This window comes from Salinibacter grassmerensis (assembly GCF_947077765.1).
GTDB lineage: Bacteria > Bacteroidota > Rhodothermia > Rhodothermales > Salinibacteraceae > Salinibacter > Salinibacter grassmerensis.
Window position 1 is genome coordinate 620,505 of sequence record NZ_CAMTTF010000003.1, and the last position, 21,422, is coordinate 641,926.

Sequence of the window (21,422 nt, forward strand, 5' to 3'; positions counted from 1 at the left end):
TCGGTCGTCCCTCGGGCGCTACAGGGGGCGGCTTGCGGGCAGGCTCTTTCTACTTCCCTGGCAAACGGACCACCTGAAACCAAAACTCGTCGATCGACTGCACGATCGTCGTAATCTCGCCCAAGTCGACCGGCTTCGTGACGTAAGCATTTGCGTGCTCGTCGTAGCTCTTCACGACGTCCTCCTCCGCCTCCGAACTAGAGAGTATGACAACTGGAATCCGGCGCAGCGTAGGATGGGACTTCATCTCTTTCAGAAGATCGTGGCCGCTTTTCACCGGAAGGTTCAAATCCAGAAGCATTAGGTCGGGCCGGGGGCCTGGCTCTTCCGCCATGGCGTCCTCGTCGGGGAGCCCGAGAATGTCCTCCGCCTCCTCGGCGGTGTGCGCCACCAGGAGATCATTTCGGACCTTCGACTCCCGCAGCATCTCGTGGGTGAGACGAACATCGGCCGGGTTGTCCTCAACTAGAAGGATGCGGATGGGTCGTTCGTCTTCGGGGCTCGACGATGGAAATTCACCGAGGGAGTCGCTCATGTGTGGATGGGCGGAGACAAGTGGAGGGTAACGTGGAAGGCAGAGCCCTCTCCCGGATCCGACTCGACCCAAATCTGGCCGTCGTGCCGGTTAGCGATTTTTTTGCAGAGGGCAAGTCCCATGCCGGAACCCTCTCGCCCTGTGCCGTGCGGATCGAGCTGCTTGAAGATCTGAAAAATCTTTTCTTTCCCCTCCGACGGAATTCCAGGCCCCTCATCACGAACCACAAGGTGCACGCCTTCCCCCGATTCGATCTCGGAGACGGCGATCGAGGGCGGGTCCTCCCCGTGGTAGGTCAGGGCATTTTCGATCAGATTCTGGAGAAGCCGTCTGAGCTGATCGCGGTTGCCATAGACCCGAGGCAGGGAGTCTCGCTCGACCGTCGCGCCAAGCTCTTGGACCCGGCGCCCCAGGTCGCTCAGGATCTCATCGAGCACCTCTTCGAGATCCACCTCCTCAAATTTTCCCTCCTTGCGCCCGACGCGGGAATACTGCAGTAGGCCGTTGATCAGGGCCTTCATGCGCTCGGCGCCGTCGACGGCATAGTCGATAAACTCTTGGGCGGTCTCGTCGAGGTCCTCTTCGTAGCGCCGGTCCAGCAGCTGCAGGTAGCTCGAAACCATGCGAAGCGGTTCTTGCAGGTCGTGGGAGGCCGCATACGCAAACTGCTCAAGGTCTTCGTTCGACCGCCTCAGCTCGCGGGCCCGCTGGCGGAGCGTCTCTTCGAGCGTTCGTTGCTCGGTGATGTCGTTGATGGCCAGAAGGATCCGCTCCGACGTCTTCTCATTGGCGTCCAAAAGGCGTCCATTGACCTGAAAGACCCGGCGCCCTCGCTCCGCAGACGCATCCTCCAGCTCGACCTGCTCAAACGGCTCGCGCTCATCGAGCAACGTTTCGAGCGCGTCCCGAAGGGCCGGATGGTCGAAGTGTCCCTCCCCAAGGTCAGAGAGCGGCCGGCCGATCGGGTCTTCGTCGGTGGTCCCGAATGCCCGGTGGAACGCCGGGTTGACCTGCCGCGCCCGAAGATCTCGATCCAGCACGAGCAAAGGTTCGTGGAGAGTGTCCACGATCTGCTGGGCGCCGGTCAGGGGCGAGCCCGTAGACGAAGACGATGAGGGCGAAGACGCTTCCGGAGAAGCCGGTTGAGTCATGGGGCAAGAGCACTCGGAAAGACAGAGACGACTCGGCCTTGATTCGCTTTTGCCCTGCCTGTGGCAGCGCTCTACAGGGCGCCGCACGAGAACAAACCGGACCCGGCCGAAAGGAGTTTTCAGTGTATCAGGTGCATTCCAATATCACGGGCTTTCATAGATCGATAGGAACGGGGGTTCCGGTCAGCACCTCCATCGTGCCGCTCTCACAACCTCCGAGGGCCGTCCGTCCATGGGGTATTTCCCACACTCGTGCCGCATCGTGGCCCCGAGTTGTTGACTCCGTTACGGATATTCCTTGACGACCCGGGGGGGAATTTTAGTATGTTACGCAAGTACAACCCAAAAAGGTATGTCAATCTGGTTTCTTGTCCGAAAAGCTACTCAGCACAAGAGAATCTGAGTCTGCCTTGTGGCAGCAAGCGCAATAGAACAGCCGCAGTTGTCCTCTTCAGTCCCCCACACGTTCAATCCGCCACACGTGATGCCTGATGTTACCTATCCCTCTACTTACGAGTGCTCCGGGTGCGCCGAGGGGTTAACTGTAACACGGGAGGACGCCCGGGGCCTCTATCCCGATCCGGACTCGACTAACGCACCGGAGGTTGTTCTTCAGGAGCGGGGCTGGTTCAAGGGTCCGAACGATGAGCTTTACTGTCCAGACTGCGGGAAGGCGGCAGGGCGCTAGAAGAGCACGCGGGTCCGGCTCCTCGGACGGGAAAGACTGTCTCCGTCGACCGTATCTGTGTTCAGTGCCGTTCCTTGACGGGCCTTCCCAAGACCATTTCGACCCCAATGCTTGACTATCTCTTTAATATCCGCACCAAGCCTCCACTTCAGAGAGGGGCTGTTCGCGGCGGGATATTTTTCGTACTTCTGCTTCCCGTTACCGCACTCTTCAACTACCTCGCGGGAACGCCCGCTGCGTGGTCGATTGGGACATTCGTTGAGATTGGTGTCGCATCGGTCCTGTATGCCGTGTTCGTTCATTACTTCTGGGATGAGGAAGAATCCTCGGACCGCCAGGACCGCTCCCCCCCTACGACGCGGTCCCCCCGATAACCTCTCCAGTGGCACAACCGGCCCCGTGCCTCTCGGCGCAATCTTTCGGGCGCTTTTTTCGTCCTCGCTAGCGGATGCCCGCAAGACGCTGAGGATTGGCCCTTTCCAGACAATGTAGAGCCGAGGGACCAAGGCTGAAGCTTGTCTACATCTTGTGCCTGGACTTACCCCCTAGATAAAACACGAGCGAGGGAGGACTCTTTCGAAGTGGCCCCCAACACAAAAAAGCCTGCATCGACAGCTGGGCGGGGGAGGGCGCTGTCGAGCAGGCTTAAACGGCGCTACGCGAGAAGTATGGATGACCAGTCGACCCGAAGGTCGACAGTCAGTCAACTTCTGTGCGCAACGCACAACCACACTATAGGGGATCGTGGAGGATGGTGCAAGAGCTCCCCAACAAAGATTTCGCGTAGGCACCAAGTAGATTCGACGGAGAGAGTGAATACGGGCTGGGGCAACGCGGGAAAAACGAGTGCAGTGTCGCGCGCATCCGCACGCAGGGACGAGCGTCCTCACAGAACCAGAATCGAAATCTGTACCCGGCCATCGCCTCAGTCCCCACGTGTGTTCTCCAGGCCAGGTCCCCGTCTGTCCACCTGGTTCATCATATGTCTTCGACCCAGATTCAGAAGTTCTGAATCGCCGCGGGCAGGCCCCTCTCCACTGGAACCATATGGTAAACCCGACACGACGACGGGCCCTCAGCGGGCTTCGTCCAGGGCTTGGCCAGCCTCTTTAAACGCGTCCTTCGCGCGGTGGTAGGCGTCGTTCCGGTCCACGATCGGCGCTGGGTAGTCCGGGGCAGCCTCCGAGAAGTCTTCCTGGGTTCCGGAGGCGAGCCGGTCGGCCTCGACGTCCCGCAGCTCCGGCACCCAGCGTTTGATGTACGTGGCCTCCGGGTCGTGCTTCTCGGCCTGGGAGTAGGGGTTGTAGATGCGAAGCCGGTAGTCGGTGCCCACTGAGGCGGCCCACTGCCAGTTGCCGGCGTTCACGGCGGGATCGTAGTCGGTAAGCGTTCGCGCAAAGTGCTGCGCGCCCCAGCGCCAGTCGACGAGCAGGTCTTTGGTGAGAAAGCTGGCGACGACCATCCGCACCCGGTTGTGCATGTAGCCGGTTTCGCGGAGCTCGCGCATGCCGGCATCGACAAAGGGCACGCCCGTCGTGCCCGTGTGCCACCGGTCGAACTCGCCCCGCTCGTTGCGCCAGGGCATGTGCCGGCCAATCGGGCGCAGCGAGGTGGTCAGCTGCTCGGGGCGGTGGAAGAGGAGATGTGTGTAGAAGTCCCGCCAGTAGAATTGGCTGATTAGCTTGTGGTAGTCTTCGAACGCCTTCTTCACTACATAGAGGGACTCCCGGACCGAAATGGTGCCGAACTTGTGGTGCGCCGAGAGGGCCGTCAGCGACTCTTGCGCCGGCTGGTGACGAGCGTCTCGGTAGGAGCCAAGCGTCTCGATCTCTTCGAGGAACTCGATTCCCTCCGCCCGTCCGCCCTTCGCCCGGAGGTTGTCTGTGGGGTAGCGATCGTACTTCTCCAGCTGAATCGTCTCGGCCGAGAGTGCACTGTCGCAGAACGGCCCTTCCGCCTTGCCCCTCGGGAGGGGCGTGGACACGGATTGTGCACGCCTCCGGAACGGGGTAAAGGTGTGGTAGGCACCGCCCCCGCTGGGCTGGACCTCTTCGGGCTCAGTGAGAAGAAGCGCGTTTGACGACTGAAACTGGGCCCCTTCCTCGTGGCACACCGAGCGCAGTTGGTCGTCCCGGCGCCGGGAGAACGGCGTGTAGTCCCTGTTGACGTAAACCGCCGAAATGTCGCCGGCGGAGACAAGCTCGGAAAGAATCTCGGCCGGGTCGCCCTCAAAGACGAAAAGCCGCCCGCCTCGCTCTCGCAAGCGCCGTTGGAGTTCTTTTAGCGAGCGGACCAGGAAGGCAAACGCGTGCTCGCTGAAAAAGGCGTTGTTCTCGGGGTCGCACTGTCGCGGATCGAAGATAAACGCCGGCACGACCTCGCCCGACTCTCGGCATGCCCGATCCAGTCCTGCATTGTCGGCCAGTCGGAGGTCCCGGCGGAAAAGAAAGAGACTGCGGTCTGGCACTGTACCGGGGCTGATATCTGATCAGGGTTGAGCCGGGCGAAACTATCGAGCCCCCGTTCGCGGACGCAGGCACGCCGGAAACAACTCTGGGAATTCACCGGCTCCAGCCTTCATCCGTTCCATCGAGGCACACCATTTCGGCGCCCATCGTCCAAACGACAGCCGCTCACCTGGGCAGTACCATGGCCCAAGACGTGTATCGGCACTTGTCTTCTGCCCTGACTACCCGAGTCTTGGGAGGCCCGCATGACGTTGACGCGCCCAGGGGAAGTGCGTGAAACGACGACGATGAGACTTGGGGCAGGCGACCGGAGGCCCCGAAACGATGCGTCTAAACAAAAAAATAGGTGCCCCAGAGCCGCGGGGCGGGGGGAGGGTCACGGCTCAGGGCACCCAAAAGTGGAGCCACGGGGATTCGAACCCCGGACCTCTTGCATGCCATGCAAGCGCTCTACCGACTGAGCTATGGCCCCAAGCGAATGTCAACTGCGACCAAGCCAATTCTCGTAGCCCTGTCGCTATCTGCGAGAGTGCTTTACTTCGAGCCTTTTCTCACGTTCCAGGGCGGCGGGACTTGGAAGTCGTTTCATCGAATTTGTTCGGGCCGCCCATGAACGCATTGGGGGGAAGGCAGGGTAACAAGACGACTCGACGACACGTATAAATGTGGTCATGTATTCGCTCACCACACACCCACTCTATGAAGTTCGCGCTCGTTGGCACCGGACAGATGGGACACGCCGTGGCGAGGGAGGCCGAGGCGGAGTCCCACGAGGTTGTCGCCCGCTTTCATTCCGACCGACCCTTTCTGGAGGCATCCCGCTCCGCCGTCGAGGACGCAGACGTGGCCGTCGACTTTTCGCTGCCCGACCTGGCCGTCCCTCATCTCCGGCGTTGCTGTGAGTGGGAGATCCCCCTGGTCATGGGTACGACCGGGTGGTACGATGCCCTCGATGAGGCTCAGGCGGTCGTCCAACGGCATGACGCCAGCGTGCTGTACGCCCCGAACTTTTCGATCGGCGTCGCGGTCCTGTCTCGTGCACTCGACCGTGCCACCGCGCTCATGGACAAGCTCGACGACTACGACGCGTTCGTCCAGGAGCTGCACCACACAAAGAAGGCGGACAGTCCCAGCGGAACGGCCCAGATGCTCGCCGAGCAGATTGTGGACGGGCTCGACCGCAAGGACCATGTCGAGCCGGAGACGCAGCATCGACGCATCGATCCCTCGGCCGTGCACGTGAGCTCCACCCGTGCCGGCACGGCGTTCGGTGAGCACACGGTTGCGTTCGATAGTCCCTTCGACCGCGTTGCGCTCCGCCACCGCGCCAAGAACCGCCGCGGATTTGCCGCGGGCGTCCTGCGGGCCGCGAAGTGGCTCCGTGGGCGCAGCGGGCTCTTCACACTGGACGACGTGCTAGACGACTGGCTCAACGCCTGACCCCACTCTGTCGACTGCACCCTCTTCCCACAGACCAACCCGACTCCTTCTCTCATGGCACACGATCTGCTCTTCCGCGGCGTCGCCCCCGCCCTCGTCACCCCCTTCACGGCCGACGACGAGATCGACGAGGCCGCTTTTCGGCGCCTGATCGACACCCAAATTGAGGGCGGGGTTTCCGCCCTCGTCGTACTGGGCACCACCGGCGAAAACCCCACGATTACGGAGGCTGAACGCCACCGACTCGTAGATACCGCCCTGGACGCGGCGGACGGACGGGTGCCCGTCATCGTCGGCACCGGGACGAACAACACCGACGAAAGTGTCGCCTTCTCGAAGGCAGCGGTGGACGCCGGGGCCGATGGCCTGCTGGTGGTGGGCCCCTACTACAACAAGCCCTCCCAGGCAGGCTTCGCGGCCCACGTCGAGACCATCGCGGCGGGCGCCGAGGCACCGATCCTTCTCTACAACGTGCCCGGTCGCACCAGTTTTAACATCTCCCCCGACACCGCACTGCACCTGGGCGAGGAGGTCCCACACGTGGTCGGCATCAAGGAAGCCTCCGGCGACATCGAACAGATCGACGACCTGTTGGCCCACCGGCCGGACGGCTTCGGGGTGTACTCGGGCGACGACGAAATGACGCTTCCCCTTCTCGCCATGGGGGGGGACGGGGCGGTCTCTGTCATCAGCAACGCCCTGCCGGAGCCCTTCTGCGAGCTCGTGGCGGCCGGGCTCAGCGGCGACCTAGCGACGGCGCGCGAACGGCACGCCGAGCTGCTTCCGGCCATGCGGGCCTGCTTCCTGGAGACGAACCCGGTGCCCATCAAGGACGTCTGCGCCGCGCTTGGCTGGATGGAGCCGCATGTGCGCCTTCCCCTCGCGCCGATGGATGAACGCTCCCCCGTCCGCCAGCGCGTGCTGTCGGCGTTCGACGACCTGATTGACGTCACGGTCGCCTGATCGGCCCCCTCGCGCTGCCCCGCCGTACGGGCGCGGAGGCGCCCTCACCGGGCGAACAGCGCAACAATTCCACCAACGGCAGCCGTGTAGCAGGCCGAGCCCAGCCACAGGCCGTACAGCAAAAAGCTCGTCGTGGCCTGGGTCTGCAGCGCGACGAGCGCAACGAACAGCCCGTTGTGTAGCAGGGCCACCACGAGGCTCCCCAGGAGGGCCTGCTGCGGTCGGATAATGAGGGGCGTGTGCTCCTCCACCGCAAACCGACCCACCAGAAACCCAATCAGGGCCTTCACAAACATGTGGATCCCCCATGTGCCGTAGGCCACGTCCATGGCCAGCCCCAGCCCCGCCCCTGCCAGCGTGCCGCGCCGACGCCCCTCCCGCAGCGCGTACCACCCGAGGAAGAGGAGCACGGCGTCGGGGTAGGCGCCGTAGATCCGCAGGCGGCCTACGATGAGCCACTGCAGCCCAAACACTCCAACCGCGGTGAGAAGTCGACGGGCAGAACGGGACATACAGGAGAAGGGGCGACAGACGCAACGTACGGGGCCCCCGCGAGTCCGTTAAGACGGCGGGGCCGACAACAGCCGAACGATGTCGTCCATCGTGTGGGTGATCTGATAAGACGGCCCGGTGTAGTTGTTGGCGAACAGGGCAAACGCCACACGTCCCCCGTCCGGGCGCTCGGCGTATCCACTCAACCCCCGCACGAAGGCAAGGGATCCCGTCTTGGCCCGCACCTGCGTTCGGCCCAGGCGTACACTGAGGGTCGTGTTGCGCTCGCCCCCGCGTGGAATCGACGCCCGAAAGACGTCGCCGGCCGTATGGCCATTCATGTGGGCGAGAAGCCCCCGAAGAGACCGGGGCGTGACGAGGTTTTTGCGGGACAGCCCCGACCCATCATTGAGGGAGAGCGCCCGCGTGTCGATGCCGGCCCGCCGCAAGAACGACTCGGTGCGCTGGATGCCTCCTCGTGTGGCCCCTCCCCATCCGTACGTCCGAAGGACCTGCTCCGCGTAGAAGTTGTTGCTGCGCTTGTTGATCTCGGTGACGATCTCCGACAACAGGGGAGAGACGTGTACGAACAGGGGCTCCCCCTCCCCAGGCGGCGTGTCGAGTGCCTCAACGTTGACGAGCTCCAGGTCCGTCTCGATGCCCGCGGCCTGAAGACGCTCGCGGAAAATGCGAAGCGTGAAGGCCGTCGGGTCGCTGACCGGTACGTTGCGCACCCCGCCGTAGGACCGCGCCACCGACCCCGTCAGCACAATCTTGTTCGTCGAAAAGGTGCGATTGATTAGCAGCGTGCTCCCCCGCCACCGCTCGCTCGTCACGGCCTCGTTGTCCACCGACAGGACACCCTCGGGCTGGATGCGCACCTCGGGCGGCGTCCCTGGCGTCGTCGCGCGGACCGTGACGGGCACCGTGTTGTCCCGGTAGCTGAGCCCCCCGGCACGGACGCCCATCTGCTGGCCCTTTTGCCGGGTCAAATAGTTCACGCTCCAGCCGTCCGGATAGAAGCCGTCCAGGAACGCTTGGTCGTCCCCGATGAGGCGCCCCTCGATCCGACGCACCCCCATCTCGGCCAGTCGCTCCGCCCATTCACGGAGGGGATCCGTTCGCTCCAGGGCCGTACTCCCGAACGTCGGGTCACCGGAACCGACGAGCCGCAAATCGCCCTGCATCACCGAGTCCTGCGTCGTCCCGTCAAAAGAAAGCGTCGTCTCGTACCGGTGCTCCGGTCCCAGCAGATCGAGCGCCGCGGCCGTGGTAAACAGCTTCTGATTGGACGCCGGCAGAAATCCCCGGCCTCCGTTCCGCTCGTACAGGAGGCTATCGCCTTCAAGGTCGTAGATGCTGATCCCCCAGAACGCGTGGGCGGCACGGCGCTCCTGGAGTAGCGAATCGATTTGGGCCGGGAGGGGCTGCGCCACGGCTTCCTTCGGTAGAAGCCCCATGGCGAGCAGAAGCCCCACGACAAGGACGCACCGGCGGTACATGTATGAGGGCAGTTAAGATTGCGACAGAAGACGACGGCTGGAACCTTCCTCAATGATCCATGGTTTCTTGTGCTTGACGAAAAACACTCTCTGCCGGCCTCTAACCGGCCCCCTTCCGTCGTTGCCTCGGCCGTGTCGCCCTGCATCTAGGCCCCTCCGACCCATGCCTAACTCCTCTCGGCGCCAGAATCGATCCGGGACGCTCGTCTTCGAGAACTGGAATTACGTGCTCCTTCTGATCGGCGTGGCGCTCATCGTGGTGGGCTTCACCGCCATGTACCTCGAGGGCGCGTATCAGGGCTTCGTTTCTCTCTACGTCTCCCCGGTCCTCATCGTCGGCGGATACGCCGAGATCATCTACGCCCTTTTTTGGTCCCCCGACGAACAGTCTGCGGCGGAGGATCAATAGCTAACGGCCCGCCGTCTCGGCCCTGTAAAGCAGGGCGGACGCCCGTCGGTCACGGAAGGCCTCCACCTCCTTCCTCCAAGACGCGATGATTGCCTCCGGGGACGCCCCGTTTCGGAGTTGCGTCAGCAGCCGATCGGTGCCTGCCAGTCGCGTGAGGTGCTCGGGCCGGCTCACGAACGCCGTGTCTCCCCGCACCTGTGCGCGCTGATGCATGGCATGAAGGGCGTGAAGGCCGACCTTTACCGGCTCCACGGCACGCCGATCCGTCATCCGCACCTCCAAGCCGTACAGCTGTTCTCCTTCGAATCGAGGGGCCGGGGCCCCCGGCCTGGATCGCGGCGTGAAGGCCGCCGTGTCCACCGCCACCCCAGCCAGATCCCGGGCGCGGAGCGTGTCGACCACCCGCTGGGCTGCTTCCGGCGGCCACGGTGCACCGATCTGACGAAACGGGCGCTCTGTCCCGCGCCCTTCACTCACCCGTACACCCTCAAAGAAGCACATTCCCGGGTATAGCAGCGCGGTCTCCCAGGTCGGCAAGTTGGGGCTTGGGGGCCTCCAGTCGCGCCCTGTGTCCGGCCACTGCGTGTTGCGCGACCAGTTTCTCATTTCTACCACCGATAGATCCAGCGCCCCGACGCCCGCGAGCAGCTGCTCGGACTGAATGTAGCGGGCCAGCTCCCCAATCGTCAGGCCGTGGGTGACTGGGATCGGGTAGCGCCCCACGAACGAGGCGTGGGCGGGCTCCAGAACAAAGCCATCGGTGTACGTCCCCCCCAGCGGATTTGGACGGTCGAGCACCACGAACGACAGGCCGGCCTCGGCGGCGGCCTGCATCGACAGGCCCATCGTGGTGATGTACGTATAGAACCGAGCCCCGACGTCCTGTACGTCGAACACCAGAACGTCGAGTCCCTCGAGCATCGCCGGCGTCGGCCGCCGCGTGTCGCCGTAGAGGCTGTAGAGCGGCGCCCCTGTGCGGGGATCGCGATCGTCCCCCACTGCTTCCCCCGCGCCGGCCGTCCCCCGGAAGCCGTGCTCCGGTGCGAAGATGGCCCCGAGCTCCACTGCAGGGGCGGCGGCGAGGCGGTCCGCCAGGTGCGACGTGTCGACCCGCGTCGTGTGATTGGCGATCAGCCCGACCCGCTGGCCGGACAAGGACGCGAAGTCATTCTCGGCGAGCACCTCGGCCCCTGATTGCACCGGGGCGGGCTCCTCCGCATCCGGCGCACACCCGACCACGACCGCGGCCATCGCCCCCAGGAGGAGCAGCGCGCACTGTGCCCTGCGCCGCAATTCAAAAAGGTCCTGGAGGGCACTCACGTGTGGGCGACGATCTCGTGCTCGGGAAAGAAGTAGCCGGCCTCTTTCTGCCCATTCGACGGGGAGTCGGAGCCGTGGACGATGTTTTCCTGTATGGACCCGGCAAAGTCGCTCCGGATGGTTCCGTCCGCGGCCTCGTCGGGGTCGGTCGCCCCAATCAGGTCACGAAAGTCCGCGATGGCATTCTCTTTTTCCAGGACGACAGGCACGCACGGCCCGCTCGACATGAAGTCGGTCAGGTCATCGAAGAACGGCTTGTCTTCGTGCACCGCGTAGAAGCCTTCGGCCTCGGCCTTCGACATCGCAACCATCTTCATCGCGCGGATTTGAAACCCGGCGTCTTGAATGCGGCGAAGAACCTCACCGACCTTTTCCTTGCGGACACAGTCGGGCTTGAGAATGGCGAGCGTGCGTTCGATGGCCATGGTGATCGAAGAGTAAAAGAGCGAGAGATGATGAACTGAACTCGACTGTGACTTTGCAATGTGGTTCACAAGCCGATGAGCTTAAAGTATGGGATGTACGGCTCTTTGCAGTCCCAATGGTGTTAGTCATCCGTGAATCCCAGAAGTCTGCTCGTAACGAGTGTGCCATCCACATTGCACTCCCCCATCCTCGGGGCAACAGGGCTTCTCCCCATGCATTAGAGCTATTCCACTCTTCTCACAACCCCCCACGCAACCTGTGTCGACCCTCAACCACGCAACCCTCGGTGGCGGCTGCTTTTGGTGCCTGGAAGCAGTCTACGAAGAAGTGGACGGCATCACGGAGATTGTCTCCGGCTACGCCGGGGGCCACGTTCAAAGTCCCTCGTACCGGCAGGTCTGCAGCGGCACCACCGGCCACGCCGAAGTGGTGCAGCTGACCTACGATCCGTCGGTGATCGAGTACCAAGACCTCCTGGAGATCTTCTTTACGATCCACAACCCGACCACCAAGGATCAGGAAGGGGCCGACGTGGGCCCGCAGTACCGATCCATCATTCTCCACCACGATGATGAGCAGCGAGAGATCGCCGAGGGCCTCATTGAAAATTTGGAGGCCAACGGGGTTTTTGGAGATCCGATCGTGACCGAGGTGGAGCCCCTGGACACCTTTTACCAAGCGGAGGACAAGCACCAGGACTACTACGAGCGCAATCCGTCCCAGCCCTACTGCCAGTCCGTCATCTCTCCGAAGGTCGCCAAGCTGCGGAAGAAGCACGCCGACAAGCTGCAGGGGCAGGCCACCAGTCCAACCTCCTAACCTTGTAGGGATACCCCCGCGGGGCACCCTCGCCGATGCCCGTTGGGGATGGGCGTTGCGTCACTGTCGGGCGAGGCCGAGGGTCATGAGGTGAAGGCCCTCCGCGCCAGCGTCCGCCAGCGTCTGCCCGGCGGCCACGGCAGTGGAGCCGGTCGTGAGCACGTCGTCCACCAGTAACCAACGCCCCCCAGCCGCCGCCGGGTCGGCCAAAAAAGAGTCACGCACATTGCGCCATCGCTCCCCGCGAGACAGTCCGGTCTGTGAACGAGTGGGGTGCGGTCTGGCCAGGAGATCAGGGCGATCAGGACAGTTTAAGGCCTCCGCTACGCCTTCCGCCAGTGCGGCGCTCTGGTTGTACCCCCGCTCCAGCCGGCGCGTCCGGTGGAGCGGAACCGGCACCACGCCATCGGGCGTCGGGTATCGCTCCAGAAACGCATCCCCCATGAGTCGCCCTAGCGGCACGCCGTAGCGCGGGCGGTTCTGATACTTGAGCGCGTGCTGGACGGCCTGCAAGGTTCCCTCCTTGTCGAAGACCCACAGGGCCAGTGCTCCATCAAAGACGCCCTTCCCCACCGGCAGCCGATCGAGCCGGGCGGCCATTCCCATCTCGGGCGCCCGTTCTAGCGACTGTAGACACGCCGGGCACAGTGGAAGCTGTGGCGACTCGGCCCGGCCCCCACACCCGAGGCACCGCGGCGGGTAGACGATGTCGAGCAGGCCCTGTGCACAATCGCGCACGAACCGGACAACGCTCGAAGAAGTGGAAAGTCGTTCGGGCATCTTGTGGTTTCCCCCTCCAGCCAGCGCACCGTTCGACCGACAGGACTGATTTTCAATAAAATACCGCCGACGGGATGCACCCGTACCCGGCATTGTATAGGTTTTTGAGTGTGGAGTCAACATGAAGCGGCCTGGGGCTCCCAGTCGTGCCCGAAAGGGCCTCCATCACTCCATCTCCCAAGAACACAGCGGGGCCGATGTCCGAACGGATTCGACGTGGCATGCTGATCAAGAACACCGGGTCCGAGGCCGTGGAAGTGTCCATGTCATCCCGCCGGCTCCACCTCAATCCCGGCGAGGCGTCGTTCATCACGGCCGAGGAGGTGCGGGATTCTACTCTTCGGGTAGCGCTCCAAGAACGGTCGATCGCCATCGTTCGTCCAGCGACCTCCGCCGAGGACGAGGCCCTGAGTGAGCGCCTCGACGACCAGTAGCCATTCGACGCTGCCCCTCTTTCACACCCTCGTCCGTCTCCCCGATGAATGTTCTTGCCCTGGAGCCCTGGTACAGCGGGTCCCGCCGCCGCTTTCTGGATGGGCTTGCTGAGCACAGCGCGCACGATATCCGCTCGGTGACCATGCCGGGACGGTTCTGGCAGTGGCGGATGGAGGGCGGCGGCGTAACCCTGGCCCAGAAGGTGCGCTCGGTCGTGAACGACGGCTTCCGGCCCGACCTGCTCTTTGCCACGGACATGGTCAACCTCCCGGCTGTGTTGTCCCTGGCCCGCCTTCACCTCGATGACGTGCCGGCCATCGTGTACTTCCACGAAAACCAGCTCACCTACCCGGTGCCCCCTGACGAGGAGCGGGAGCGGGCCTACGCCATCACGAATTACCTGTCGGCCCTGGCCGCCGATCGGGTCGTCTTCAACACCCAGTCGCATTTCGACGAGTTCACCGAGGCACTTCCCCAGCTCCTCCGCAATTTTCCCGACTTCACCAATATGCACACCGTGCGCGACATCCGCGACAAGAGCACGGTGCTGCATCCGGGCATCGATCTCGCGGCCCACGACACGTACAAAAGCACGGGCGCGGACCGAACGCCACGCGGCACCGCCCCGCCCGTCGTGCTCTGGAACCAGCGGTGGGAGTACGACAAGAACCCGTCGGGCTTTTTTCGGATGATGAACCGGCTCGACGACGTCAAGGTGCCGTTTCGACTCATCCTGGCGGGGAAGCACTTCTACGAGCAGCCGGAGGAGTTTGAGCGGGCCTTCGAACGATACGCCGGGCGCGTCCTCCATTACGGCTACGCGGAGGACTTTGACCAGTACAGTCGCCTGCTGCACCGGGCGGACGTGGTCGTCTCCACCGCCCGACACGAGTTCTTCGGGGTTGCCATCCAGGAAGCCATCTACTGCGGTTGTCACCCGGTTTTGCCCAATCGCCTCAGCTATCCGGAGCTGATCCCCCAGACGCACCACCGGCCCCTCCTCCACGCCCCGGTCCTCTATGACGACGAGGATCATCTCTTCGAGGTGCTCCGCTCTATTCTAAAGCAGGACGAACGGCCCCTTCCCCCCGATACCCTGCACCAGATGCCTGAGCCCCTCGATTGGCGCACCCACGCCCAGAACTACGACGAGTTGTTCGAGACGGTTGCTGAGCAGTCTCTCACACCGGCGTAGGCGACTGTGTCCAAACAGGAACAGAAAAAGCCCCGGAGGAAATGCCTCCGGGGCTCTGGGACAAAGGAAATGGTACCGCGTACGGGATTTGAACCCGTGTTACCGGCGTGAAAAGCCGGCGTCCTGGACCAGGCTAGACGAACGCGGCATCAATGGTGTCGATCCTATCCTTTCAGGATCGCAGGCTGGGTGAGTGGTGGGATTTGAACCCACGGCCTCTAGGACCACAACCTAGCGCTCTAACCGACTGAGCTACACCCACCATTTAAAACCGACAGACCTCATCGCTTTTGTGTCTCTTAGGACGCACATTTGCGCCGATACGTTTCCTCTGAGGTCGGCCGCGCCCCCGGTCCCGCCGTGAACTTTCCGTGACCCCTTCAGACTCGCTGGGGCGCACTCCGTCAGTTTCCGAGCTTGGGCATGAGCGTCGCCATCTCGATGGCAGCCTCGGCGGCCTCGCGCCCCTTGTTGCCAGCCTTCGATCCGGCCCGAGCGATCGCCTGGTCGACGGTATCGGTCGTCAGAATCCCAAACAGCACCGGCACCTCCGTGTCGAGGGATGTCTGCATCGTCCCGCTCGTGGCCCCCGAGCACACGTAGTCGAAGTGAGGCGTCTCGCCCCGGATGACGGCGCCCAGGCAGATCACCGCATCGTAATCGCCGGTGCGGGCGCACTTCTGGGCCGCGACGGGAATCTCCCACGAGCCCGGTACGTGGACCACCGTGGCCTCATCTAGGTCGGCCCCGTGGCGCTCTAGCGTGTCGAGGGCGCCGTCGAGCAAGTCCTCGGTGATGTGCTCGTTGAAGCGCCCCACGACGAGGGCAAAGCGGTGGTCGTCAATGACGAGGTCTCCTTCGAGGTGCGTGGGCATTGAGCGGACGGGCAAGGGCAAAGGGCGGCGTATTTGAGCGACGCTGTTACAGGGCAGCGTCCCGGAATCGTTCCCAGCGGCCCCGCACGAGCCCCACGCTGCCCGGCCCATCGTCTTCCGCCTCCGGCCCGCCGTGGTAGTCGGAGCCACCGGTCATCAGCAGATCGTGGGCCCGGCAGATTTTCCGGTAGTAGTCGACGAGGTAATCGGGGTGGCTTGAGGCATAGCATTCGATGCCGTCCAGTCCCTGCTCACGGAGGGCCCGGAGCACGGGACTCGGCATCCACTGGCCGGGATGGGCCAGCACCGCAGCGCCCCCTGCGGCGTGCAGCGTGTCGATGGCCGCCCCTGCGGACCGGGTCGGCGCCGGCACGTACACCGGCTGGTCCATCCCCAGGTACTGCTCGAACGCATCCCTGTAGTCGTCAACATGCCCCTCCGCCGCCAGAGCCCGCGCCAGGTGGGGGCGGCCCGGTGCCGCACTCGCCCCGACGTGCTGCTCGATCGTGTCGGCGGAGACATCAACCCCCTGGTCCGCGAGCCGTCGAACCATCTGCTGGAGGCGTTCTCGGCGTCGGGCGGTAAAGTCCGATAGGTAGTCGGTGAGGGCCGGATGCTCCGGATCAAACCCGTAGCCCAGGAGGTGAACGGCACGATCGTCCACTTCCACACTGAGCTCCACGCCCGACACGAATCGAAGGCCGTGGGCCGCTGCCGCGTCGCGGGCCGCCGGGAGACCCTCTACGGTGTCGTGGTCCGTCACGGCGAATGCCTGAAGACCCTGCTCGGCCGCCCGAGCCACGAGCGCCTCCGGCGAGAGATACCCATCGGAGCACTGGGTGTGGGCGTGTAGGTCGGCGTGGACCGGTGCGTCGGACGTCATAACTGGGCGGGGCGTGAGTCAGCACTGAGAGAGAACCCGCTTGGGGTCGTCTGCTCCGGAAAAAGCGGACAACTCTCTGGAGGCTATCGAACCGAACTTGTCCGGGCGGGTTCGTAAAACTGGTAGTTCACCATGTTGCTTTTCACCCACCCTTCGCGGCCGATGGATCGCATGTGGAGCCCCTGGCGCTCGGCCTACGTGTCCGAGGCCAACGACCGTGAGCCCGCCGACGACGAGTCAATTTTTACGGCCCTTCTGCGTAAGGAACGGGACGAAGAAAACCTCATTCTCTGGCGGGGGGAGCACGTGTTCGTCATCATGAACCGGCATCCCTACAACAGCGGCCACTTACTCACTCTCCCCTACCGCGAGGTCACACAGTACGACGCCCTGACCGTCTCTGAACAGCAGGCCGTGGCCGCCACCTTGGACCGGTGCATGGGGTGGCTCCGCGAGGCGCTCTCCCCCGATGGCTTCAACGTCGGAATGAACTTGGGCCGCGCAGCCGGGGCCGGCATTCCGGACCATCTTCACGCCCATGTCGTGCCCCGCTGGGATGGGGACACCAACTTCATGGCCACGACCGCGAACACGAAGGTGCTCCCCGAAGACTTGCACACCACCTACGGCAAGCTCCGCGCGTCCATGTCCCCCGAAGCCCGCGACTCGACGAGGTCTGGCGTACAGGAGCCCTCTGAGTGACCCACACAGCTCTCCCCTTCTATGAGTACGGCCTCCATTGACGACCGCCGCACCACGGTCGACGCGTACGACTTCCGGGAAGTACACCCGCACGTCCGCTTCGGCACGGCCAGCAACCGATACGGCGGCTGGGTCGGGCAGATCTATCCCCCCGAGCGGTACGCCGATCAGGTCTCGACCCGGTCTCGTAAGATGGGCGGCGAGACCTTCACGGAACGACGGGTGCCCATCGAGTCGGTACGCGACTACTTCGAGCATTTCGCGGTGCTCGAACTCGACTTCACCTTTTACCGTCCGCTGCTAGAGGAAAACGACGAGCGGGGATCGAACTACCACGTCCTCTCCAATTACGCCGAGCACGCTCCTGCGGACGCCTCGTTCTTGGTCAAGGCCCCGCAGAAGTTTTTTGCCCGCACCCTCCGCCGGGACGGAAAGTTCGTCGACAATCCCAATTTTCTTGACGCGGAGGGCTACGTGAACACGTTCCACGAGCCGGCCCTCGACATCTTGGGCGACCAGCTGGACGGAATCATTTTCCAGCAGGAATACCAGCGCGTGGCCGACAGTCCTCGTCCCGACGAGAACGTTCGCCAGCTCGACGACTTCTTCGGGGCTCTTCCCGAGGCCCCGCAACCCCATATCGAACTGCGCTCGGAGCACCTTCTGCGCGGTCCGTACTTCGACTGGCTCGCCGAGCGCGGACTGGGACACGTCTTCAGCCACTGGACCTGGCTGCCCCCCCTCCGCCGACAGTGGGCCATGAGCGGAGAGCGGCTGACCGCGGCCGACGGACAGGCCGTGACCCGCCTGCTCACCCCGCGCGACATGAAGTACGCGGAGGCCTACGCGACGGCCCATCCCTTCGAGGAGCCCGTCGCCGAGCTCAGCGAGACTGAGCAGGCCCACGACATGGTGCTCGACGTGACGGCCCTGGCGTTCCGGGCCGAGGCCCAGAACGCGACGCTCAACGTGATCGCGAACAACCGGGCATGGGGCAACGCCCCAGACCTCAACCGGACCGTTGCGCACCGCATCCTGGACCACGTGGAGAGCCAGGCGTAGGGTGATCGCCGTCGCGACCTGTTCTACCCCACGCGATTCAGGAACCCCTGCAGAATGACGGCCGCGGCAGCCGCGTCCACGCGTCCCTTATCGTACCGCCCCGGCTGGCTCACCCCGGCCTCTCGGAGAAGATCCTTCGCGATCTCAGAGGTGTACCGCTCGTCTTCCCGAGCAATCTTTATGTCCCCGAGGGCTTTGCGGATGCGCTCTACGTACGCCTCCACCATCTCTGTAGCCTCCTCTGCGGTGCCCTCTTCAGTGAGCGGCCACCCCACGACAACCCGATCGATGCCCTTCTCGTCCCGGAGCGTCCGGAGCACGTCGAGGGCTTCATCCGGCGCGTAGGTGCCATGGGGCTGCGCAAACAGGCGCAAGGGGTCGGCCACGGCTAAACCGACGCGCTTCGTGCCCACATCAACCCCCACGACGCGGGCCTCCGATGAGAGTGTGCTCACGGTAGACGAACGGACACGGTGTATCGGACAGGCTAACGCGGTTCTGGGGCAGGCACTACTCGTCATCGGCGTCTCCGTCGTCGCGTTCCGCACTTCCCTCCGGCACCTCGTACCCCAGCTCGCGGAGCGGCGTCTTGAGGACCTCCTCCACCCGCTTGCCGGGTCGAAATAGGGTCTTGCGCCGGCTGGGCACAAACATTGGCTCATTGGTCTTGGGATTGCGGGCCGTCGGTTTGGCCTTCGTCTTCTTCACCTCGAACACCCCGAAGTTGCGGAGCTCGATCCGCCGCTCCGGGTCGGCCTCAATCATGAGATCGCCCAAGGCCGTGAGAACGGACCGGACCTGCTCTTTGGCCTCGTAAAGGGGACAATCCTGCATGTCCGCGACGCGGCGGGCCACGTCTTTCTTCGTTGCCGTATCGACTTGGTCTGCCATCGAGAGAGGAACGTGTGTCAGAATGCGAGCGAGGCCCCTGAGCTACTCTTTGAACCGGTACACGCCCTGGATGCCGTCGATGCGCTTGAGGCGTTCGGTGAGGCGCTGCAGGTGCTCTAGGTCCGAAACGTGTAGCATGATCGTGCCCGAGAAAATGCCATCCTCGGTGTCGATCGTAATGGACCGGATGTTTGTCTTCAAGTTCTTCGAGATCACCGTCGTAATGTCGTTCACCATTCCCACGCGGTCCTCGCCCATGAGGCGCAGTGCCGCGGCAAACTGGACGTCCTTCTGGTGGCTCCAGTCCACGTCCAGGATGCGATCGGCCTTGTTGACGAGCAGGTCCGAGGCGTTGCGGCAGTTGGAGCGGTGGATGTTCACCGTGCCTGTTTTGCTGACGAAGCCGAACACCTCGTCCCCGGGGATCGGGTTGCAGCAGGAGGCATAGTTGACCGCCAGGTCCTTCTGCACCTCCCCGTCAATGACGAGGGCCTGCTTTTCCGTTTCCTGGGCCGCATCGAGGAACTGCTCGTACTGCTCCCGGAGCGACTCTTCGTCGAACTCTTCGACGGTCTTCTCTTCCGACTGAGTGTTGCCCTTTATGTAATCGACGAGCTCATCCGGGTCGTAAAGCCCCTTCCCGATCTCGTAGAACAACTGCTGGAGATCGGGGAATTTGAGCTCGTGGGCCACCTCCTGCAGGTCCTGGCCACTGATCTCAAGGTCCGCCTGGTCCTTCGTCTTGTCCCAGACCTCCTTGCCCAGCTCCACGGCCTTGCGCCGCTCCTCATTCGTCCACTTCCGGATCCGGCTCCGCGCCTTGTGGGTCACGACGAAGTTAATCCAGTCCGGACTGGGGTTCTGCTTCTCGGACGTGATCACCTCGACCTGGTCCCCACTCTCCAGTTCTTGCGAGAGCGGCACCATCTTTCCGTTTACCTTTGCGCCGATGCACTGCATTCCCACCTCCGTGTGGACCTTGAACGCGAAGTCGACCGGCGTGGCCCCCTGCGGCACTGTGAGCAGGTCGCCCTGCGGTGTGAAGACGTAGATCTCCTCGTCGTAGAGGTTGAGCCGAAACTCCTTGACGAACTCCGTGGCCTCTTCCGGCTCCGGGTTCTCGAGGAGGTCACGCACCCACTCCAGGAAGCGCTCCATCTCCTCGTCCACATTCTCCGTCCCCTCCTTGTACTTCCAGTGCGCGGCCACACCCCGCTCGGCCACCTCGTGCATCTCCTGGGTCCGGACCTGCACCTCCACCCGGCGCCCTCCGGGTCCGAAGACGGTCGTATGGAGGCTCTGGTACCCGTTGGACTTCGGCACGGAGATGAAGTCGCGAAAGCGGTCGGGAAGGGGCTTGTACAGGTCGGTCACCAGTGAATAGACGCGCCAGCAGTCCTCCTTTCCACGCCGACCGTCGCTCTGCAGAATTATGCGGATCGCGAAGATGTCGTAGATCTCATCGATCGGCTTGCTCTTCCGCTGCATCTTGCGGTGGATGGAGTAGACGTTCTTGACCCGCCCCTTGACGTCAAACTCGTACCCTTCCTCCTCCAGGTGCTTCGCGAGCGGTTCGATAAACTCGGCGATGTAGGCCTCCCGCTGTTCGGCCATCTCTTCGAGCCGATCCACGATGTGGGTGTACGCCTCGGGATCCAAGACCTTGAAGCTGAGGTCCTCCAGCTCGCTCTTGATCTTGAACAGACCAAACCGGTGGGCAAGGGGCGCGAACAACTCCTTCGTCTCGCTGGCCTTTTTGAGCTGCTTCTTCTTCGGAAGCGCCTCGATGGTGCGCATGTTGTGGAGCCGGTCCGCAAACTTGACCAGGATGACGCGGAGGTCCGACGCCATCGAGAGCATCAGCTTGCGGACGTTTTCGGCCTGTCCGAGCTTTTGGCTACTGAAGACGCCCTCGATCTTCGTGAGCCCGTCGATGATGGTCGCCATGGTATCGCCAAACTCGTCCCGGATGAGATCCAGGGAGAGCTCGGTGTCCTCCACCACGTCGTGTAACAGAGCAGCCGCCACGCTGGTGTCGTCCAGCCCGATGTCGCGGGCGACGATGGTCGCCACGCGAAGCGGATGGCTGACGTACTTCTCCCCCGACTCGCGCCAGTCGTTCCGGTGGGCCCAGTAGCTCAGCCGAAAGGCCCGCCGGATCATGTCCTCGTCGACGGTGGGGAGATGGGTCCGGCAGCACGACAACAGCTCTTCGAGACGCTCCTCGTACTTCGGGTCGATCTCGATCTCGCTCTTCTGCGGGACGGCCGACGCCTGAATCATGGACGGGGTGGCGGGAATGACTTGGGGATCCTACTCACACTGCCTTTAAATTCCAGGGGGACTACAGGTTTCCGTATCCCGGTCGGGCCGAGGGGAATCCCCC

21 protein-coding genes and 3 tRNA genes are annotated in these 21,422 nt (G+C 63.5%); 8 read left to right on the forward strand and 16 right to left on the reverse strand.

The features are described 5' to 3' along the window. Positions 1–49 precede the first annotated feature (49 nt). The 4 genes from OJB03_RS09845 to OJB03_RS09860 all read right to left on the reverse strand — a co-directional run bounded on the left by OJB03_RS09845 (position 50) and on the right by OJB03_RS09860 (position 5,314). The gene (locus OJB03_RS09845) at positions 50–535 is read right to left on the reverse strand and encodes a response regulator (protein ID WP_263786908.1); all 486 of its coding nucleotides are present in this window, start codon (positions 533–535) and stop codon (positions 50–52) included. Beyond that, positions 532–1,686 (reverse strand): sensor histidine kinase, encoded by a 1,155-nt coding sequence (locus OJB03_RS09850; RefSeq protein ID WP_263786911.1) that lies wholly within the window; start codon positions 1,684–1,686, stop codon positions 532–534. The genes OJB03_RS09845 and OJB03_RS09850 overlap by 4 nt, the downstream gene beginning before the upstream one ends. A gap of 1,763 nt (positions 1,687–3,449) precedes the next feature. After that, positions 3,450–4,841: a cryptochrome/photolyase family protein gene (locus tag OJB03_RS09855; protein ID WP_263786913.1), complete on the reverse strand. Its 1,392-nt coding sequence runs from the start codon at positions 4,839–4,841 to the stop codon at positions 3,450–3,452. 400 nt (positions 4,842–5,241) lie between these two features. Then, positions 5,242–5,314: transfer RNA gene (locus OJB03_RS09860), tRNA-Ala, on the reverse strand. 227 nt (positions 5,315–5,541) lie between these two features. On the opposite strand from OJB03_RS09860, the gene dapB reads away from it, so the two are divergent. Both dapB and dapA read left to right on the forward strand, forming a co-directional pair. Next, positions 5,542–6,282 carry a 4-hydroxy-tetrahydrodipicolinate reductase gene (gene dapB, locus OJB03_RS09865; RefSeq protein ID WP_263786915.1) on the forward strand — a complete coding sequence of 247 codons (741 nt, stop codon included), beginning with the start codon at positions 5,542–5,544 and terminating at the stop codon, positions 6,280–6,282. Positions 6,283–6,336: 54 nt separating this feature from the next. Next, positions 6,337–7,245 (forward strand): 4-hydroxy-tetrahydrodipicolinate synthase, encoded by a 909-nt coding sequence (gene dapA, locus OJB03_RS09870; protein WP_263786918.1) that lies wholly within the window; start codon positions 6,337–6,339, stop codon positions 7,243–7,245. A gap of 44 nt (positions 7,246–7,289) precedes the next feature. Here the strand turns inward: dapA and mreD are convergent, their stop codons facing one another. Together mreD and dacB are read right to left on the reverse strand one after the other, a co-directional pair. Next, positions 7,290–7,757, reverse strand: a complete 468-nt coding sequence (gene mreD, locus OJB03_RS09875) for a rod shape-determining protein MreD (RefSeq protein WP_263786919.1) — start codon at positions 7,755–7,757, stop codon at positions 7,290–7,292. Positions 7,758–7,805: 48 nt separating this feature from the next. Further along, the gene (gene dacB, locus OJB03_RS09880) at positions 7,806–9,239 is read right to left on the reverse strand and encodes a D-alanyl-D-alanine carboxypeptidase/D-alanyl-D-alanine endopeptidase (RefSeq protein WP_263786922.1); all 1,434 of its coding nucleotides are present in this window, start codon (positions 9,237–9,239) and stop codon (positions 7,806–7,808) included. Positions 9,240–9,402: 163 nt separating this feature from the next. On the opposite strand from dacB, the gene OJB03_RS09885 reads away from it, so the two are divergent. Continuing rightward, on the forward strand, positions 9,403–9,648 hold the full coding sequence (locus OJB03_RS09885; RefSeq protein ID WP_263786924.1) for a DUF3098 domain-containing protein: 246 nt from the start codon (positions 9,403–9,405) through the stop codon (positions 9,646–9,648). On the opposite strand, the gene OJB03_RS09890 is transcribed toward OJB03_RS09885, so the two are convergent. After that, positions 9,649–10,968 (reverse strand): exo-beta-N-acetylmuramidase NamZ family protein, encoded by a 1,320-nt coding sequence (locus OJB03_RS09890; protein WP_263786926.1) that lies wholly within the window; start codon positions 10,966–10,968, stop codon positions 9,649–9,651. It abuts the gene before it with no gap. After that, the gene (gene ndk / locus OJB03_RS09895) at positions 10,965–11,393 is read right to left on the reverse strand and encodes a nucleoside-diphosphate kinase (RefSeq protein WP_263786928.1); all 429 of its coding nucleotides are present in this window, start codon (positions 11,391–11,393) and stop codon (positions 10,965–10,967) included. Before ndk ends, OJB03_RS09890 begins: the two co-directional genes overlap by 4 nt. Positions 11,394–11,652: 259 nt before the next feature. Between ndk and msrA the strand changes: the two genes are divergently transcribed. After that, positions 11,653–12,213, forward strand: coding sequence for a peptide-methionine (S)-S-oxide reductase MsrA (gene msrA, locus OJB03_RS09900; RefSeq protein WP_263786931.1), 561 nt, complete (start codon positions 11,653–11,655; stop codon positions 12,211–12,213). Positions 12,214–12,273: 60 nt separating this feature from the next. Here msrA and OJB03_RS09905 read toward each other — a convergent pair whose 3' ends face one another. After that, a complete protein-coding gene (locus tag OJB03_RS09905; protein ID WP_263786933.1) occupies positions 12,274–12,993 on the reverse strand; it encodes a ComF family protein in 720 nt (239 codons plus the stop codon). Between the two features lie 197 nt (positions 12,994–13,190). Here OJB03_RS09905 and OJB03_RS09910 point away from each other — a divergent pair, with 197 nt between their 5' ends. Together OJB03_RS09910 and OJB03_RS09915 are read left to right on the forward strand one after the other, a co-directional pair. Continuing rightward, the gene (locus OJB03_RS09910; RefSeq protein WP_263786936.1) at positions 13,191–13,427 is read left to right on the forward strand and encodes a hypothetical protein; all 237 of its coding nucleotides are present in this window, start codon (positions 13,191–13,193) and stop codon (positions 13,425–13,427) included. A 44-nt stretch (positions 13,428–13,471) separates the two neighbouring features. Then, positions 13,472–14,623, forward strand: coding sequence for a tRNA-queuosine alpha-mannosyltransferase domain-containing protein (locus OJB03_RS09915; RefSeq protein ID WP_263786938.1), 1,152 nt, complete (start codon positions 13,472–13,474; stop codon positions 14,621–14,623). 70 nt (positions 14,624–14,693) lie between these two features. Here OJB03_RS09915 and OJB03_RS09920 read toward each other — a convergent pair. From OJB03_RS09920 to OJB03_RS09935, 4 genes are all read right to left on the reverse strand, one after another. Then, positions 14,694–14,771 (reverse strand) — tRNA-Glu (locus OJB03_RS09920). Positions 14,772–14,811: 40 nt separating this feature from the next. Continuing rightward, positions 14,812–14,885: transfer RNA gene (locus tag OJB03_RS09925), tRNA-His, on the reverse strand. A gap of 142 nt (positions 14,886–15,027) precedes the next feature. Next, positions 15,028–15,498: a 6,7-dimethyl-8-ribityllumazine synthase gene (ribH, locus tag OJB03_RS09930; protein ID WP_263786940.1), complete on the reverse strand. Its 471-nt coding sequence runs from the start codon at positions 15,496–15,498 to the stop codon at positions 15,028–15,030. Between the two features lie 46 nt (positions 15,499–15,544). Next, complete coding sequence (locus OJB03_RS09935; protein WP_263786942.1) at positions 15,545–16,381, reverse strand: PHP domain-containing protein; 837 nt, start codon at positions 16,379–16,381, stop codon at positions 15,545–15,547. Between the two features lie 162 nt (positions 16,382–16,543). Between OJB03_RS09935 and OJB03_RS09940 the strand changes: the two genes are divergently transcribed. Then, entirely contained in the window at positions 16,544–17,083 is a 540-nt protein-coding gene (locus OJB03_RS09940) for an HIT family protein (protein ID WP_263786943.1), read from the forward strand. A gap of 21 nt (positions 17,084–17,104) precedes the next feature. Beyond that, on the forward strand, positions 17,105–18,145 hold the full coding sequence (locus tag OJB03_RS09945; protein ID WP_263786945.1) for a DUF72 domain-containing protein: 1,041 nt from the start codon (positions 17,105–17,107) through the stop codon (positions 18,143–18,145). 23 nt (positions 18,146–18,168) lie between these two features. Here OJB03_RS09945 and ruvX read toward each other — a convergent pair whose 3' ends face one another. From ruvX to OJB03_RS09960, 3 genes are read right to left on the reverse strand one after another with little or no spacing between them, the layout of a single operon-like run. Next, positions 18,169–18,600, reverse strand: coding sequence for a Holliday junction resolvase RuvX (gene ruvX / locus OJB03_RS09950; protein ID WP_263786946.1), 432 nt, complete (start codon positions 18,598–18,600; stop codon positions 18,169–18,171). Between the two features lie 55 nt (positions 18,601–18,655). Further along, a complete protein-coding gene (locus OJB03_RS09955; RefSeq protein WP_263786949.1) occupies positions 18,656–19,036 on the reverse strand; it encodes an HU family DNA-binding protein in 381 nt (126 codons plus the stop codon). Between the two features lie 42 nt (positions 19,037–19,078). Further along, the gene (locus OJB03_RS09960) at positions 19,079–21,319 is read right to left on the reverse strand and encodes a RelA/SpoT family protein (RefSeq protein ID WP_263786952.1); all 2,241 of its coding nucleotides are present in this window, start codon (positions 21,317–21,319) and stop codon (positions 19,079–19,081) included. Between the last annotated feature and the right edge of the window lie 103 nt (positions 21,320–21,422).

Excerpts from the sequence above, each read along its gene's own strand:
- OJB03_RS09845 (WP_263786908.1), bottom strand. The coding sequence starts at position 535 with ATGAGCGACTCCCTCGGTGAATTTCCATCGTCGAGCCCCGAAGACGAA.
- OJB03_RS09850 (WP_263786911.1), bottom strand. The coding sequence starts at position 1,686 with ATGACTCAACCGGCTTCTCCGGAAGCGTCTTCGCCCTCATCGTCTTCG.
- dapB (WP_263786915.1), top strand. The coding sequence starts at position 5,542 with ATGAAGTTCGCGCTCGTTGGCACCGGACAGATGGGACACGCCGTGGCG.
- dapA (WP_263786918.1), top strand. The coding sequence starts at position 6,337 with ATGGCACACGATCTGCTCTTCCGCGGCGTCGCCCCCGCCCTCGTCACC.
- mreD (WP_263786919.1), bottom strand. The coding sequence starts at position 7,757 with ATGTCCCGTTCTGCCCGTCGACTTCTCACCGCGGTTGGAGTGTTTGGG.
- dacB (WP_263786922.1), bottom strand. The coding sequence starts at position 9,239 with ATGTACCGCCGGTGCGTCCTTGTCGTGGGGCTTCTGCTCGCCATGGGG.
- OJB03_RS09885 (WP_263786924.1), top strand. The coding sequence starts at position 9,403 with ATGCCTAACTCCTCTCGGCGCCAGAATCGATCCGGGACGCTCGTCTTC.
- ndk (WP_263786928.1), bottom strand. The coding sequence starts at position 11,393 with ATGGCCATCGAACGCACGCTCGCCATTCTCAAGCCCGACTGTGTCCGC.
- OJB03_RS09905 (WP_263786933.1), bottom strand. The coding sequence starts at position 12,993 with ATGCCCGAACGACTTTCCACTTCTTCGAGCGTTGTCCGGTTCGTGCGC.
- OJB03_RS09910 (WP_263786936.1), top strand. The coding sequence starts at position 13,191 with ATGTCCGAACGGATTCGACGTGGCATGCTGATCAAGAACACCGGGTCC.
- OJB03_RS09915 (WP_263786938.1), top strand. The coding sequence starts at position 13,472 with ATGAATGTTCTTGCCCTGGAGCCCTGGTACAGCGGGTCCCGCCGCCGC.
- ribH (WP_263786940.1), bottom strand. The coding sequence starts at position 15,498 with ATGCCCACGCACCTCGAAGGAGACCTCGTCATTGACGACCACCGCTTT.
- OJB03_RS09935 (WP_263786942.1), bottom strand. The coding sequence starts at position 16,381 with ATGACGTCCGACGCACCGGTCCACGCCGACCTACACGCCCACACCCAG.
- OJB03_RS09940 (WP_263786943.1), top strand. The coding sequence starts at position 16,544 with ATGGATCGCATGTGGAGCCCCTGGCGCTCGGCCTACGTGTCCGAGGCC.
- OJB03_RS09945 (WP_263786945.1), top strand. The coding sequence starts at position 17,105 with ATGAGTACGGCCTCCATTGACGACCGCCGCACCACGGTCGACGCGTAC.
- OJB03_RS09955 (WP_263786949.1), bottom strand. The coding sequence starts at position 19,036 with ATGGCAGACCAAGTCGATACGGCAACGAAGAAAGACGTGGCCCGCCGC.
- OJB03_RS09960 (WP_263786952.1), bottom strand. The coding sequence starts at position 21,319 with ATGATTCAGGCGTCGGCCGTCCCGCAGAAGAGCGAGATCGAGATCGAC.